The organism is Streptomyces sp. NPDC091387 (assembly GCF_044756945.1).
Taxonomy (GTDB): domain Bacteria; phylum Actinomycetota; class Actinomycetes; order Streptomycetales; family Streptomycetaceae; genus Streptomyces.
Genome location: NZ_JBIVTZ010000004.1, coordinates 198,616 through 212,113, shown reverse-complemented (window position 1 = coordinate 212,113; position 13,498 = coordinate 198,616). Strand labels below are relative to the sequence as shown.

Sequence of the window (13,498 nt, the reverse complement as noted above, 5' to 3'; positions counted from 1 at the left end):
ATGAGCCGTGCAGCCCTGCTCGTCCTGGCCGACGGCCGGTTCCCCGCCGGCGGCCACGCCCACTCCGGTGGCGCCGAACCGGCCGTCGGGGCAGGACGCATCCGCAACGCAGAGGACCTCGCCGACTTCTGCCGGGGCCGCCTCCACACCACCGGGCTCACCGCCGCGGCGCTCGCCGCGGCGGCCGCCCACGGGCACGACCCGCTCGCCCTCGACGAGGCCGCCGACGCCCGCACCCCCTCACCGGCGCTGCGCGCGGTCGCGCGCAGGCTCGGCCGCCAGCTGATGCGGGCAGCCCGCGCGACCTGGCCCAGCGGCGAACTCGACGCGCTCGCGCGGGACCGCCCGCGCGGCGCCCATCAGCCCGTCGTGCTGGGCCTCACCGCCCGCGCGGCAGGGCTCGGGCCCGAGGACGCCGCGCACTGCGTCGCGTACGAAGCGGTCAGCGGACCGGCCACGGCGGTCGTCCGGCTGCTCTCCCTCAACCCGTTCGACGCCACCGCGGTCCTCGCCCGGCTCGCCCCCGACCTCGACCACGTCGCCGGACTGGCGGCCGCCGCCGCCCGCGGCAGCATCGACGACCTGCCCGCCGCCTCGGCCCCGCTGCTCGACATCACCGCCGAGGCCCACGCCGCCTGGCCGGTCCGGCTGTTCGCCTCCTGACCCTGCCCGTAACCGCCCCGCCCCGCCCCGCAGACCCGCTCGTTGCCCCGACACAGCCCAGGAGCCGCACCATGCACCTCGACCACTCCCACCCCGGCCCGGCCGCGGTCGGTGCCGACGCCGCACGCCCCGACGGCACCCGGCGGGCCCTGCGCATCGGGCTCGGCGGACCGGTCGGCTCCGGCAAGACCGCCACCGTGGCCGCACTCTGCCGCACCCTGCGCGACGAGCTGTCCCTCGCGGTCGTCACCAACGACATCTACACCCGCGAGGACGCCGCGTTCCTCCTGCGCAACGCGGTACTGCCGCCCGAGCGGATCCAGGCCGTGGAGACCGGCGCCTGCCCGCACACCGCCATCCGCGACGACATATCCGCCAACCTCGAAGCCGTCGAGGACCTGGAGGACGCGGTGGGGCCGCTCGACCTCATCCTCGTCGAATCCGGCGGCGACAACCTCACGGCCACCTTCTCCAAGGGGCTCGTCGACGCCCAGATCTTCATCATCGACGTGGCCGGCGGTGACGACATCCCGCGCAAGGGCGGGCCCGGCGTCACCACCTCCGACCTGCTCGTGATCAACAAGACCGATCTGGCCCCCTACGTCGGCTCCGACCTCGGCCGGATGGCGCGCGACGCCGCACAACAGCGGGGCGAACTGCCCGTCCTGCTCACCTCGCTCACCTCCGGCGAAGGCGTCGGACCCGTCGCCGCCTGGGTACGGGGGCAGCTCGCCTCCTGGAACGCATGAGCGTCCGGGCCACCGCCCGCATCACCGCCGTACGCGACAACCGGGGCGGCACGTCGCTGCCCGTTCTGGAGAGCGAGGGGCCGCTCGCCCTGCGGCGGACCAGGTCCGGGTCACCCGGATCGGCCCGCGTCACCGTCGTCGGCGCGATGAGCGGACCGCTCGGCGGCGACCGGCTCGCCATCGAGGCGCGGGCCGAGCCCGGAGCCCGGCTCACCGTCGGCTCGGCGGCGGCCACCGTCGCCCTGCCCGGCCCCGGGCCGGAGTCCGGACCCGCCCACTACGAGGTACGGCTCACGGCGGGGGAGGGGGCGGCACTCAACTGGCTTCCGGAACAGCTCATCTCCGCGCACGGCAGCGAACTCATCATGCGCACCACCGCCGAACTCGCGCCCACCGCGCGGCTGGTGCTGCGCGAGGAGCAGATCCTCGGCCGCCACGGGGAGAGCCCCGGCACCCTTCTCAGCAGGCTCACCGTCCGCCGTGCCGGGCGCCCGCTCCTGGACCAGCAGGTGGCGTACGGGCCCGGCGCCCCCGGCGGCTGGGACGGCCCGGCCGTGCTCGGCGGCCATCGGGCCGTCGGTCAACTGCTCTTCGTGGAACCCTCGTTCGATGACAAGGCTCCGGAGAGCGGACTGCTGGGGCCGACCACCGTGCTCACCCGCCTCGCCGGACCCGCCGTGCTGGTGACGGCGGTGGCCGCCGACGCGAGGGAGCTGCGGGCCGTGCTGGACCGTGCGCACGACGAGCTGACGGCCGCGGCCGGCTGAACGCCGTGTCACCCCGTCCGGTCGTACCGCTCCAGCCAGGCGTCCTCCGCCGCGTAGTCGAAGAGCCCTGTGCCGTACGCCCGCGCCATGGCGGGGTAGGCGTCCGTCCAGTCACGCCCCGCCAGGTGCGCGGTGATCCACTCGACGGATTCCGGGAGCGACTCGGTATAGCCCGTCACCGGCCGGTAGCCGAGCTCGCGTTCGGCGGCCGTCATGTCGTACACGATGGGATGCGGGGCGCCCCAGGGCGACAGACCGACGCCGCCGGGCGCGGCGGCGCCCGGCATCAGCACGGTCTCCGTCTCCCGCCCCAGTACCGCGTCGACCGCCTCGCCGATCTCCGCGACCGTCGGCGCCTGGGGGTCGGCGGCGTTGAGCACCCGGGAGCCGGGCCGCAGGGCGGCCAGCCGGATCAGTTCGGCGGCGTTGGCGGCGTGCAGCGGATGGAAGCGCGACTTTCCCCCGTACGCCAGCACGCGCCGGGCGCGGCCGTCCAGAGCGCGTTTCACGAAGTAGAGCTCGCGCGGTGAGCGGCAGTACGGACCGTGAACGGCGCCCGCCCGCAACAGCGTGACGGGCAGTGTGTCCCCCGCCGCGAGGAGATCCCGTTCCAGCTGGATCTTCCGCGTCCCGTACGTGTCCTCGCCCGGTGGGACGGTGGGCTGCGACTCCGGGATCGGTACGGGATAGCACGGCGACCCGTCGGGCTCGCCCTGCGTATCGAAACTGCGGCGGCGGTCGTCCTCGTACACCGCACCGCTGGAGACGACCACGGCCGACCCGATCCGGTCCGCGAGGTCCGTCAGCTGCCGGGCGTGCTGCCCTCCGTACGCCACCATGTCGACCAGTACGTCGCAGCCGTCACCGAGCGCCGCAGCGAGCGCGCCCTCCTCGTCGCGGTCCAGAGCCGCCGTGCGTACTCCCTCGTCCCAGCGGTCGTCACGGCCGCCGCCGCGCGAGGCCGCGGTCACCGTCCAGCCGTCCTCGACGAGTGAGCGCACCGCGGCCCGCCCGATCTGGCCCGTCGCTCCCAGCACCCATGCGTGTACTTTGCTCATGCACCGCACGCTAGGGCCGGTACGGAGCCCCGACCAGCGGGGTTCACGGACCGCGAATCCGCCCTCAGCGTCGGAGTCTGGGGAACTTTCCCGGACGTTCCGCCTGTTCGGCGGTCTTCACCTTGACCGCGTACTCGTCGACGTACTCCTGGCCGGAGAGGCCGAGGATCGCGTACATGATCTCGTCGGTGACCGCCCGGATCGCTGCCTTCTCGTTCTCCAGACCGGCGTAGCGGGAGAAGTCCAGCGGCGGGCCGAAGCGGATGGTGACCTGTTTGATGCGCGGTACGACCTTGCCGGGCGGCTGGATCTCGAACGTGCCGACCATGGCGCACGGCACCACCGGCACCTGCGCCCTGATCGCCATGACCGCGACCCCGACCTTGCCCTTGTAGAGCCGTCCGTCGTGCGAACGGGTGCCCTCCGGATAGATGCCCAGCAGCTCACCCCTGCTCAGCACGCCGAGCCCCTCGCGGATCGCCGCCTGCCCCGCCTCCTTGCCGGACCGGTCCACCGGGATCTGGCCGATGCTCCGGAAGAACGCGGCGGTCAGCAGGCCCTTCACCCCGGGACCGGTGAAGTACTCGGCCTTCGCGAGGAAGGTGATACGGCGTTTGATGATCGCGGGCATCAGGAAGTGGTCGGAGAACGACAGATGATTACCGGCGACGATCGCCGCGCCGTCCGCCGGAATGTGCTCCGTGCCCTCGATGACGGGGCGGAAGAACAACCGCAGCAGCGGCCCCAGGACGACGTACTTGAGCAGGTAATAGAACACGGGGCGGCTCCCAGTTCGGCCGGATCGGCTCCACAGCTGCGTTTTGCCAGGTCAGTGGAGACCTCAGCAGATGACACCTTATGTGCAGCCGTCGTCCCGTCTACCCGCCATCGGGCGGGTCGATGCAGCCGGGATGCGTCCGGGCGATGAGCTCTTCGGCGTGGGGGCGGCCGGCCGACCACATCCTGCGGGCCCCGGGGCCGGGGCCGCATCGGAGGTCAGGCGGCGCGGCGCTGTTCGTGGACGGCCTTCATGAGGTCCTCGATGGCGGACCGGGCCTCCACGTCGCGTTCCTCGTCGATCGCTTCGAGCGCGGCGGCCGCGGCCTCGCGGATGTGGTGCGGGAGGTTGTCGGCCGCGGTGAGCCGGTACGCGGCCTCGCGGCGCGCCGTGCGCTCGGCGGGGTGCACCGCGTCGGGGCCGGAGAGCGGGAAGACGGAGACCCCGTAGGCGGATATCCCCAGCACCACCATCTCGCCGATCCCGTCGGCGTACCCGAGCGCGACGGCCTTGCCCCGGTCCTCCTGGATGGTCGTGATCATCCGACGGCGCGACAGGGCCGTACCCAGGGCCGCGCCGCCTCCCAGCGAGAGGCCGCAGGTGACGGCGAGGAACGGTCCGTCCCAGACGAGGCCGGTGACTGCTCCGAGTGCCGCGAGGGCGAGGGTCCATGCGACCGCTGCCCGATGGCTTGTCGTCTCCGGTGCGGTGTTCATGGGGGGAGTGTGCCATCCGGTGGTGGCGGAACCGCGTCCGGGCCCGCGGCCCGGCACGGCACCGCCCCCGGCCGGATGTCCGGCAGGGGGCGGGCCGTGGGGTGGCCGGTCAGCCCGGTCGGTTCCCCGGGCGGGACGGTCAGGGCGCGGTGCCCCAGGCGAGCGCGCCGGTCACGTAGACGCCGATCTTCGGCGCGTCGGCGTAGCTCGTGGTCGTCGAACGGCTGTAGTCGTCCGCCTCGTTGAAGTTGGACCAGTCGCTCTTGTTGAGCCTCAGCTGTATCTCACCCGTGGAGGCGCCCGCGGCGAGCGTGCCGCTGCCGAAGCCGACCTCCAGGTAGTGGCTGGCACCGGCCGCGGAGCTGCCGGAGGACTGCACACCGTGGGTCAGGTTTCCGCAGCCGATCACCGCGTAGTCGCACGCGGTGCCGAAGGTGGACGCCCCGGCCTCTGGGGTGAACCAGTACCGCACCTTCACCGTGGACAGGTTCACCGAGGTGCTGCCGGTGTTGACCAGTTGCAGACCCATCCGGATCTGGTTGTCGGTGGCGGAGGAGTCGGTGTTCTTGTACTGGACCTTGAGGGCGCCCGTTCCGGTCCCGCCGCCCGCCGACGTGGTGGCGGAGAGCGCGCCGGAGGCCGCCGACACGTTGCCGGCCGCGTCCTTGGCCTTGATGGTGTAGCTGTAGGCGGTCGAGGCCGTCAGACCGGTGTCCGTGTACGAGGTCGTGGTGGTGGAGCCCACCTTCACCCCGCCGCGGAACACGTCGTAGCCGGTCACGCCGGTGTTGTCGGTCGACGCGGTCCAGGACAGCGAGACGCTGCCGCTGGTCTTCGCCGTGACGGTCACTCCGGTGGGCGCGGTCGGCGCCTGGGTGTCATTGCCGCCACCGCCGGGGGTGCCGTCGAGCGCCGGGTAGGCGTTGCGGACGAGCTCCTGGAACTGCGCGGAGAACCAGTGACCCGCGAGCGGGGAGTTCGGCAGGGCGCCGGTCAGGTTGTTGCCGTTGCGGCCGTTACCGGTGTACGTGGGGTCGCACATCCGGTCGAAGCCCTTGCCCTCGTCGTTGTCGACGGGGGCGCTGTTGCCGTCCGACTCGCCCGGGGGCTTGGCCCAGACGTACGCGTCGATGCCGGGCTCGGGGGCGCTGGTGGGACGCTCGCCGATGCCGGCGCCGCTCTGGTTGCACCAGTTGCCCGCGTGGATGCGCCGGTCGACCCGGCCGCCGTCGACATAGGCGTCCACACTGGTCTGCGGCCCGGGGCCGGCGGGCCGGCCGCTGCCGCCCCAGCCGTTGCGGGCCGTGTCGATCAGCATGCCGATGTTCGAGGCGAAGCCCTGGCTCACCAGCTCGGTGCGCAGCGCCTGGGCGAACGACAGCTCATCGACGTAGTAGTTCCAGTCGATCCACTTGGACTGGCGGACCTGGGTGCCGTTCACCGTGTCGGTGACCTTGAAGTTCGGCTCCTTGAGAGCCGAGTAGTTGGCCGTGTTCACGATGAAGCCCGTGACGTCGGCGACCGTGGCGCCCTCCGACGTGGCGGCCTTCTTGAACTCCTGTGCCGCCGGGACGAAGTTGGAGTCCCAGCCCAGCCAGCCGTGGTGGGCGGCGTCGACGTAGTTGTAGACGTTGGGAATGGCGCCGAGGGTGTGCAGGGCGTAGCCGACACCCTTCTCGTAGTTGCCGTTCGCCTTCATGGTCGCGCAGGCCTCTGTGGAGCCCGCGGAACCACCCGCGTTGGTGACCAGGTTGGGCAGCGAGTCCGGCTCGATGATCGTGACGATGCGCAGGTTCGCGTACGCCGGGTCGGCGAGGATCTCGGAGATCGGGTCGATGTAGTCGTCCTTGTACCGGTCCAGCTCGGTGGGTCCGAGCTCACCGTTGGACGCCAGCGCGGCGCAGTCCCGTCCCGGCAGGTCGTAGATGACGACCTGGAACAGGTTGGCGCCCTGGTCCAGTGCGGTGTCGAGGTGCTCGCGCAGGCTCATCGCCTGAGCCGAGCCCTCGATGGCCGCGATGCGGTCCATCCAGACGAATCCCGGTTCGTCGGCGATGGAGCTGCCGCCCGGTTCGGCCGCGGCCTTGGCGGACCAGTCGGGGTTCACGTATGCCGTGGCGCCCACATAGGGGTTGTCCACCCGTGCCGCCGCCGAGGCGGGGGTGGGGATGGCGACCGCCAGTGCCGCGCCCATGGCAAGGGCGGAGAGTGCGGCCAGCCTTCGGCGTAGCCCGTGCGTGATGGTGCCTCTGGTTCTCATTGCGGCTCCGTGCTCCTCTCGTACGTCTGCGGAAGCTCCCCGCAGACGGGTTCGTGGGGGTGGTGCTGTCGGCCGCCGTCGGCGGAGACGGGCGGTCCGCGGTGGGTCGGTGAGGTCGTCGGTGGTACCCCGATGGCGGGTGCAGCGGGGCGGATGGGCGTCCCGCCATCGGGAGTGCGGTGGGGTGGCCGGCCGGGTTCAGCGGCCTCTCACGGGGCGGTGCCCGAGACCAGGGCGCCGTCGATGTACACAGTGACCTTCGAGGTGTCGGCGAAGACCGTGCCGGTGGCCCTGCTGTAGTCGTCGGACTCGTCGAAGGCCGACCAGTCGGCCTTGTTGAGCCGCAGCTGGATCTCACCGGTGGCGGCGCCCGCGGCCAGGCTGCCGCTCGTGAAGCCGGCCTCCAGGTAGTGGTCCGCGCCCGGTGCGGGGGAATGGGCCGGCCGCACCCGGTGGGTGACGGTGCCGCAGCCGATCACCGCGTAGTCGCACGCGGTGCCGTAAGAGGCCGCGCCGGACTCACCGCTGAACCAGTAGCGCAGGGAGACCTTGCTCAGATCGACGGGCGTGGTGCCGGTGTTCACCAGTTGGAGGCCGGGCCTGATCTGGTTGTCGCCGGGCGACGCGTCGTTGTTCTTGTACTGGGCCTTGAGCGCGCCGGTCGTCCCGCCGCTCTCCGGCTCCGTGCTCGCGGCGAAGGAGAACTCGTCCATCCCCAGGCCCTGGCCGCCCTGCCAGATCTCGAACCCGGCCTCCGCGTCGATCAGGTAGTGCGCGGGGCTGATCGAGCCGCGGCCGACACCGTCGTCGATCAGGCCCTTCACATCGAAGTCGGTGAGTTCGGTGGCGCCGTTCTGCAGCACGTACGAGATCACCTTCCAGCCCGAGGCGCCCGGCCCGGTCCACACGTCCCAGGTCCGGCCGTCGAGCTGGACGGTCGCGGTGCGGGACCCGATGGGCTGGACACCGCCGCGGTGGTTCATCCAGATCATCAGCTCGGTGCCGTCCGGCTGGTCGTCGGTGACCGGCGCCGAGTTGAACCAGAGGTCCATCGACACGTTGTACGCGCCGGAGCCGACCTGGGTGGTCGACCAGTCGGTACGTACGCTGCCCAGCTCGTCCACCCGTAACGGCAGCCCGCTGTCCGCCGTGCACAGACCCCAGTGGCAGCCCTTGTAACTGGAGGGGTACGTGGCCGGGGCGCCGTTCGTCGGCAGCGAGAACGAGGACGTGGTGACGCTCCAGGACCCCGTGTCCGGGTCCACGTCGACGCACTGCTCGGACTCGGAGTTCCACTCGTTCTGCTGGTACAGGTACTCCCCGCCCCGGAGCTCGGTGGTCCCCCACGGGGTGCAGTCGGTGACCGGGGCCGCCGAGGCCGGGGAGGCGCCGGTGAGCATCGCCGCCGCGGCGAGGAGGAAGGCTGCCAACGCCCCGGTCAGAGCCGGGAACCGGGGGCCGGTACGTCCGGCCGCCGTGCTTCTGACGCGGTAGTCGCTCATGGCTCGATCCCCCAGGCGAGTGCCCCGCCCACGTACGCCGCGACCTTCGACGCGTCGCCGTACACGGTGCCGGTGGCGCGGCTGTAGTCGTCACTTTCGTTGAAGTTCGACCAGTCGCTCTTGTTGAGGCGCAGCTGGAGCTCGCCCGTCGAGGCGCCGTCGGCCAGGGTGCCCGCGCCACCGGTGAAGCCGACCTCCAGATACCGGTCGGCGCCGGTCTTCGCGCCGGTCGCGGCGACCACCTTGTGGGTGATGTTCGCCGAGCCGAGCGCGGCGTAGTCGCAGTACGTGCCGAAGGTGCTCGCGCCGCCGTCGGAGGAGAACCAGTACCGGACCGTCACCGTGGACAGGTCGACCGGGGCGCTGCCCGTGTTCAGGACCTGGAGGCCCATCCGGATCTGGTTGTCGGTGGCGGAGGAGTCGGTGTTCTTGTACTGGACCTTCACCGCACCGGTGCCGGAGGAGCCGCCGGACTTCGTGGTGGCGGTGACCGCGGCCGACAGCGGCGAGGTGTTGCCGCCCGCGTCCCGGGCCGCGACGGTGTAGCTGTACTCGGTGGCCGCGGCGAGATCCGCGTCGGTGAACGTCCGGGTGCTCGCGTTGCCCGCCAGCACCCCGTTGCGGTACACGTCGTAGCCGGTCACCGCGACGTTGTCGGTGGCGGCCGACCAGGACAGCGACACGCTGCTGCTGGTCGTCGCGGTCACGGTGAGCCCGGCCGGTGCCGTCGGCGCCTCGGTGTCGCCGCCGGTTCCGCCGCCCTCCACCAGCAGCTCCGCGTAGATCGCGAAGGCCAGGGCGAGTGCCGCCTGCGCCCAGAAGCGGTGGTAGGTGAACGAGGGCGCGGCGCCGCCGTCCAGATAGGCCTGTACCTTCGGCCAGTCCGGGTCGTCCTTGTACCAGCTGCGGAGGTCGATGAAGGTCGCGCCCGGTTCGACGGTGTCGCCGTTCGGCATCGTGCCCGACCATCCGGCCGGGATGTACACCTCGTCGTTGAACCGGTTGTAGTCCTTCCTGGTCTCCGGCACCGAGATGCCCTTGTCGGTGGTGTTCAGCGCCATCGCGTCCAGCAGCGCCTTGGCCAGCGCCGCGGCGTCCTCGTCACCCGACTTGGCGGCGTAGTAGGTGAGCGTCTTCACGTACGCGGCGCCCACGCCGACGTCGTTGGCGTAGTCCACGACCGAGACGTGCAGGCCCGCGTTGTCCCCGGGGGACGCCGCGTCCCAGGTGTCGGGCTGTCCCGTCCAGCTCAGGGTGGAGGGGAAACGGAACGTGCCGTCGGCGCCCACCGTCGTCTCACCGGAGGCCCAGGCGACCCACTTGGCGAGCACCGCCCGCGCGGACGCGTTGCCGGTGACGTAGTAGTACGCGGCGACGCGCTCCATGCCCCATGCCTGGAAGCCGAACCAGTTGTTGCTCGGCGGGTCGTGGTAGACGGGCTGCCAGTCGTAGGCCATGCCGTAGAACGTGGGCGTCCCGGCCGGCGGCTCGCCGTACGCGCCGTCCCAGCTGTTGGTGCAGCCGCCGGCGAAGGCGCCCTCGCTGGACTGCAGCCAGGTCAGGAACTCCAGCTGCCGGGTCAGGCTCTTGGACCAGTCGCCCCTGGCCGTCGCCGACTTGGGGGTCAGCGCCGGTACGTTGGACAGCGCCCAGGCGGAGAGCGGGTTCTGGTAGCCCTGGTGGGAGGCGCCGTCACCGATGCGCCACGCCCAGCCGCCGCCGCTGCCCGCGGCGGCGCCGCCCCAGGCGTAGTACCAGGACAGCAGGTAGTGCTGGGAGTCCCGGCCCGACGCGGCGGGGCAGGATCCAGGGTCGGTGCAGTCACCGATCCGCTTGAAGTACTTGTCGAACATGGCGTAGCGCAGGTAGTCGCCCATCTTGGCGGCCTTCGCCACCGAGGCGGCGACCTCGCTCCCCTTGCCCTGGTCCGAGGCCCAGCGGAACGCCCAGTAGGCGGCCTGCACCGCGCGGGCGTCGGCGTCCGGCGCGTTGGTGTACTTCCACTGCTCGGCGTAGCTCGCGTCACCGACGAAGAGATCCAGGTACCCGTTGGGACCGCCGTAGTTGAAGAGGTCGGTGGTGGGCTGCGGGACCGTCTCCCACACCGACTCCTGCGCACCGCGCTGGTAGGTGTTGATGTACGAGGCCCCGGCGCCCGGACCGGACTCGCCGCCGGTGCCCGGCTTGTTGCCGTACCCGTAGACGTTGTCCAGGTCCATCAGCCAGTGCATGCCGTAGATGTCCATCGTCCCGTAGGACGAGGCGAGTTCGGTGGCGAGCGGGTCCGTGCCGACCGGGACCGAGCCGTCGAGGGCGGAGGGGTAGTCGTCCGGGAGCGGGTGCTCGGGGGCGTAGGTCGCGGGGGCTCCGGGGTTGTACGCGTCGCTGGTCGGCTGGTCGGCGTGCCGCGGGATGATCGTCTTCTCCGCCACCGTCCAGGCGGCGTTGAACGGGGCCCAGTCACCGGTCACCCGCCCGTACGCCGCCTCCAGCCACATCCAGAAGCTGACGGCCTCCGACGTGGTCTCGTGGCCGTGGTCCGGCGCCTCGACCATCAGGGTCTCGACCGAGTGGTACGGGAGACCCTCCGGGCTGAAGTAGCCGTTCGCCGCCGCCTTGATCTTCCCGTACTGGGTCAGGAAGGCCTGGGTGTACGGGTCGTCGGCCGCCGTGGCGCGGGCACTGCCGCCGGCGGCACCCGGGGTGGCGGGCCCGGCGACGGCGGTGCCCTGTGCCAGGCCCATGGCGAGCAGGCTGCCGCCCAGGGCGCTGCCGAATGTTCTACGTGATATCGACACAAATCCTCCAGTGGCGGGTGTCGTTGGGGAGGGGGACGGAGGGGAGGGATGTGAAGCGGCGACGGGGGAGGAGCGGGGAGGCGGACGCGGGGTGCGCCGGCGGTCAGGGCTCGATGCCCCAGGCGAGCTCGCCCCCGACATAGGCGGTGATCTTGGCGGCGTCGGCGTATGACGTGCCGCTGTCGTGGCTGTAGTCGTCGGACTCGTCGAAGTTCGACCAGTCCGCCTTGTTCAGGCGCAGCTGGATCTCGCCCGTGGAGGCGCCCGGCGCCAGAGTGCCGGTGGTGAAGCCCACTTCGAGGTAGTGGTCGGCGCCGGCCACCGGAGTGGCCACGGCGACGACCCGGTGGGTCACGGTGGAGCAGTCGATCGGGGACCAGTCGCACCAACTGTTGTACGCGGAAGCCCCGTTGTCGCCCGTGAACCAGTACCGGACCGTCACCGACGAGAGGCTGACCGCCGTACCGCCGGTGTTCACGAGTTGGAGGCCCGGCTTGATCTGGTTGTCGGTACCCGAGCCGTCGCTGTTGCGGTACCGCACCTTCAGCGCGCCGGGGTCACCGTCCTCCCCGCCACCGTCGTCCCCGCCGCCCAGCGCGGTCCGTACCGCGTCGTGGGCCGGCTTCGGCGCGAGGTTCTCGTCGTAGAGATTGGCCGCGCCCTCACCGGGGAACGTGCCCGGGACCCAGGAGTACTTGTCCGTGTAGTCCCACACGGTGATGCCCACACAGCGCTCGACCGCGAGGCAGGCCTCGACGACCTGCTGGTAGTAGGAGGACTGGGTGGTCACCTTGGCCGCGTCGGCGGGCAGTCGCATCCGCACGTCGAGCTCGGTGACGGCGACGTCGAGGCCGAGATCGGCGAACCTCCGCATGTTCTCCCGCATCTGGTACGGGAAGCCGTACTGAACGGCCAGATGCGCCTGCATCCCGATGCCGTCCAGCGGTACGCCCTCGGCGATCAGTTCGCTCGCCAGGGCGTACATCGCGTCGCTCTTCGCGCCGAGCCCCTCGATGTTGTAGTCGTTGAGGTAGAGCCGGGCGTCCGGGTCCGCGGCGTGCGCGGTGCGCAGGGCGGTGGCGATGTAGTCGCTGCCCATGGCGGTGTGGAAGGGGCTCGTGCGGAAGGTCCCGTCCTCGTTGAACGGTTCGTTCACCACGTCCCAGGCGGCGACCGCACCCCGGTAGTGCGTGACCTCCTCGGTGATGTGGTTCGTCATCGCCGCCTCCACCTGCGCCGACGGCAGCGCGCCGACCCAGCCGGGCAGCTGGCTGTGCCAGACGAGGGTGTGGCCGCGCACGGTCTGGCCGTGCTGCTGTGCGAAGTCGGCGACCACGTCGCCCTTGGCGAAGTCGAACCGGCCCTGGGCAGGCTCTGTGGTGTCCCACTTCATGGAGTTGCCCGGGGTGATCTGCCCGAACTCGGAGCCCAGGATGGCCGCGTACGCGGCGTCGGGCAGTTCGGGATTGTCGGTGGCGGAGCCGAAGTACCTGCCCTGGGCGGCGGCGAGTTCATGCAATGTGCCCTGTTGGGCCGCGGTCGCCGGCCCGCCCACCAGGGTGGTGGCGAGGGCGAGGGCGCCGACCAGGAGGGCCGGGACCACCCCGGCGCGGCTGTGCCTGCAGCGCTTCACCAAGCTCATGACAAACGCCTTCCTCTGCCGGGCGGCGCGGAACGGGACGGGGAGCGCGGCTGCGCCCCGAACCGCCCGTCTCGTCACCCGGCATTGGGGGAGAAGGGAGGGAGTGGAGTGTGCAGGTCTTGATTGTGGGAGCGCTCCCAAAGTGGCGTGGTGATAGGCACCTGTCAAGACTTAAATCACAACTGCCTTAAGAGTGCGTTAACTCGGCCACACGTCGAACGGGCCCTGCGTGAAGCTTGGTTGACGGCCTCCGGGCGTGGCGACCGCACCCGGTGGCGGGCGTTCGCAATCGCGTCCGGGCGGCTGCGTGGAGCCCCGATGGAGCGTGAGTGGTGACGCTCTGGATGGATGCGTTCGGTGACCGAGGAGGTGCCTCTCGGCGAGGTGCGTCGGTGTCGGACCGCCCCGGACGCCGCCGTCGTACGCCTGCGAGCAGGGGAAGGGGCGTGCCGTGTGGTGAGCGGCCAACGGGGGAGAAGTCCCTGCCAGGAGACACAGCAACGGAGGGCGAGGTGGGTGTTTGCGTGCGGGTGGACGGCAAACCTCACACGCATCGGGCCGCGTG

General features: G+C 71.4%; 9 protein-coding genes and 2 pseudogenes. 3 read left to right on the top strand and 8 right to left on the bottom strand.

Going from position 1 to position 13,498, the window contains the following annotated elements:
• The 3 genes from ACIQM0_RS10325 to ACIQM0_RS10315 all read left to right on the top strand — a co-directional run bounded on the left by ACIQM0_RS10325 (window position 1) and on the right by ACIQM0_RS10315 (window position 2,179).
• On the top strand, window positions 1-663 hold the full coding sequence (locus ACIQM0_RS10325) for an urease accessory UreF family protein (RefSeq protein ID WP_363023729.1): 663 nt from the start codon (window positions 1-3) through the stop codon (window positions 661-663).
• A 71-nt stretch (window positions 664-734) separates the two neighbouring features.
• Window positions 735-1,412, top strand: a complete 678-nt coding sequence (gene ureG, locus ACIQM0_RS10320; RefSeq protein ID WP_385347266.1) for an urease accessory protein UreG — start codon at window positions 735-737, stop codon at window positions 1,410-1,412.
• Window positions 1,409-2,179, top strand: a complete 771-nt coding sequence (locus tag ACIQM0_RS10315; protein ID WP_401285473.1) for an urease accessory protein UreD — start codon at window positions 1,409-1,411, stop codon at window positions 2,177-2,179. The genes ureG and ACIQM0_RS10315 overlap by 4 nt, the downstream gene beginning before the upstream one ends.
• Before the next feature lie 8 nt (window positions 2,180-2,187).
• Here ACIQM0_RS10315 and ACIQM0_RS10310 read toward each other — a convergent pair whose 3' ends face one another.
• From ACIQM0_RS10310 to ACIQM0_RS10275, 8 genes and pseudogenes are all read right to left on the bottom strand, one after another.
• Window positions 2,188-3,237 (bottom strand): NAD-dependent epimerase/dehydratase family protein, encoded by a 1,050-nt coding sequence (locus ACIQM0_RS10310; RefSeq protein WP_401285471.1) that lies wholly within the window; start codon window positions 3,235-3,237, stop codon window positions 2,188-2,190.
• 64 nt (window positions 3,238-3,301) lie between these two features.
• Window positions 3,302-4,015 (bottom strand): lysophospholipid acyltransferase family protein, encoded by a 714-nt coding sequence (locus ACIQM0_RS10305; protein WP_401285469.1) that lies wholly within the window; start codon window positions 4,013-4,015, stop codon window positions 3,302-3,304.
• A 218-nt stretch (window positions 4,016-4,233) separates the two neighbouring features.
• On the bottom strand, window positions 4,234-4,731 hold the full coding sequence (locus tag ACIQM0_RS10300) for a hypothetical protein (RefSeq protein WP_401285467.1): 498 nt from the start codon (window positions 4,729-4,731) through the stop codon (window positions 4,234-4,236).
• A gap of 139 nt (window positions 4,732-4,870) precedes the next feature.
• Window positions 4,871-6,991 (bottom strand): glycoside hydrolase family 6 protein, encoded by a 2,121-nt coding sequence (locus tag ACIQM0_RS10295; protein WP_401285465.1) that lies wholly within the window; start codon window positions 6,989-6,991, stop codon window positions 4,871-4,873.
• Between the two features lie 209 nt (window positions 6,992-7,200).
• Window positions 7,201-7,680, bottom strand: a pseudogene (locus tag ACIQM0_RS10290) (cellulose binding domain-containing protein); the annotation flags it as partial.
• 21 nt (window positions 7,681-7,701) lie between these two features.
• A pseudogene (locus tag ACIQM0_RS10285) lies at window positions 7,702-8,391 on the bottom strand (hypothetical protein); the annotation flags it as partial.
• A 98-nt stretch (window positions 8,392-8,489) separates the two neighbouring features.
• Window positions 8,490-11,246, bottom strand: coding sequence for a glycoside hydrolase family 48 protein (locus ACIQM0_RS10280; RefSeq protein ID WP_401285802.1), 2,757 nt, complete (start codon window positions 11,244-11,246; stop codon window positions 8,490-8,492).
• 148 nt (window positions 11,247-11,394) lie between these two features.
• Window positions 11,395-12,933 carry an endo-1,4-beta-xylanase gene (locus tag ACIQM0_RS10275; protein ID WP_401285463.1) on the bottom strand — a complete coding sequence of 513 codons (1,539 nt, stop codon included), beginning with the start codon at window positions 12,931-12,933 and terminating at the stop codon, window positions 11,395-11,397.
• Between the last annotated feature and the right edge of the window lie 565 nt (window positions 12,934-13,498).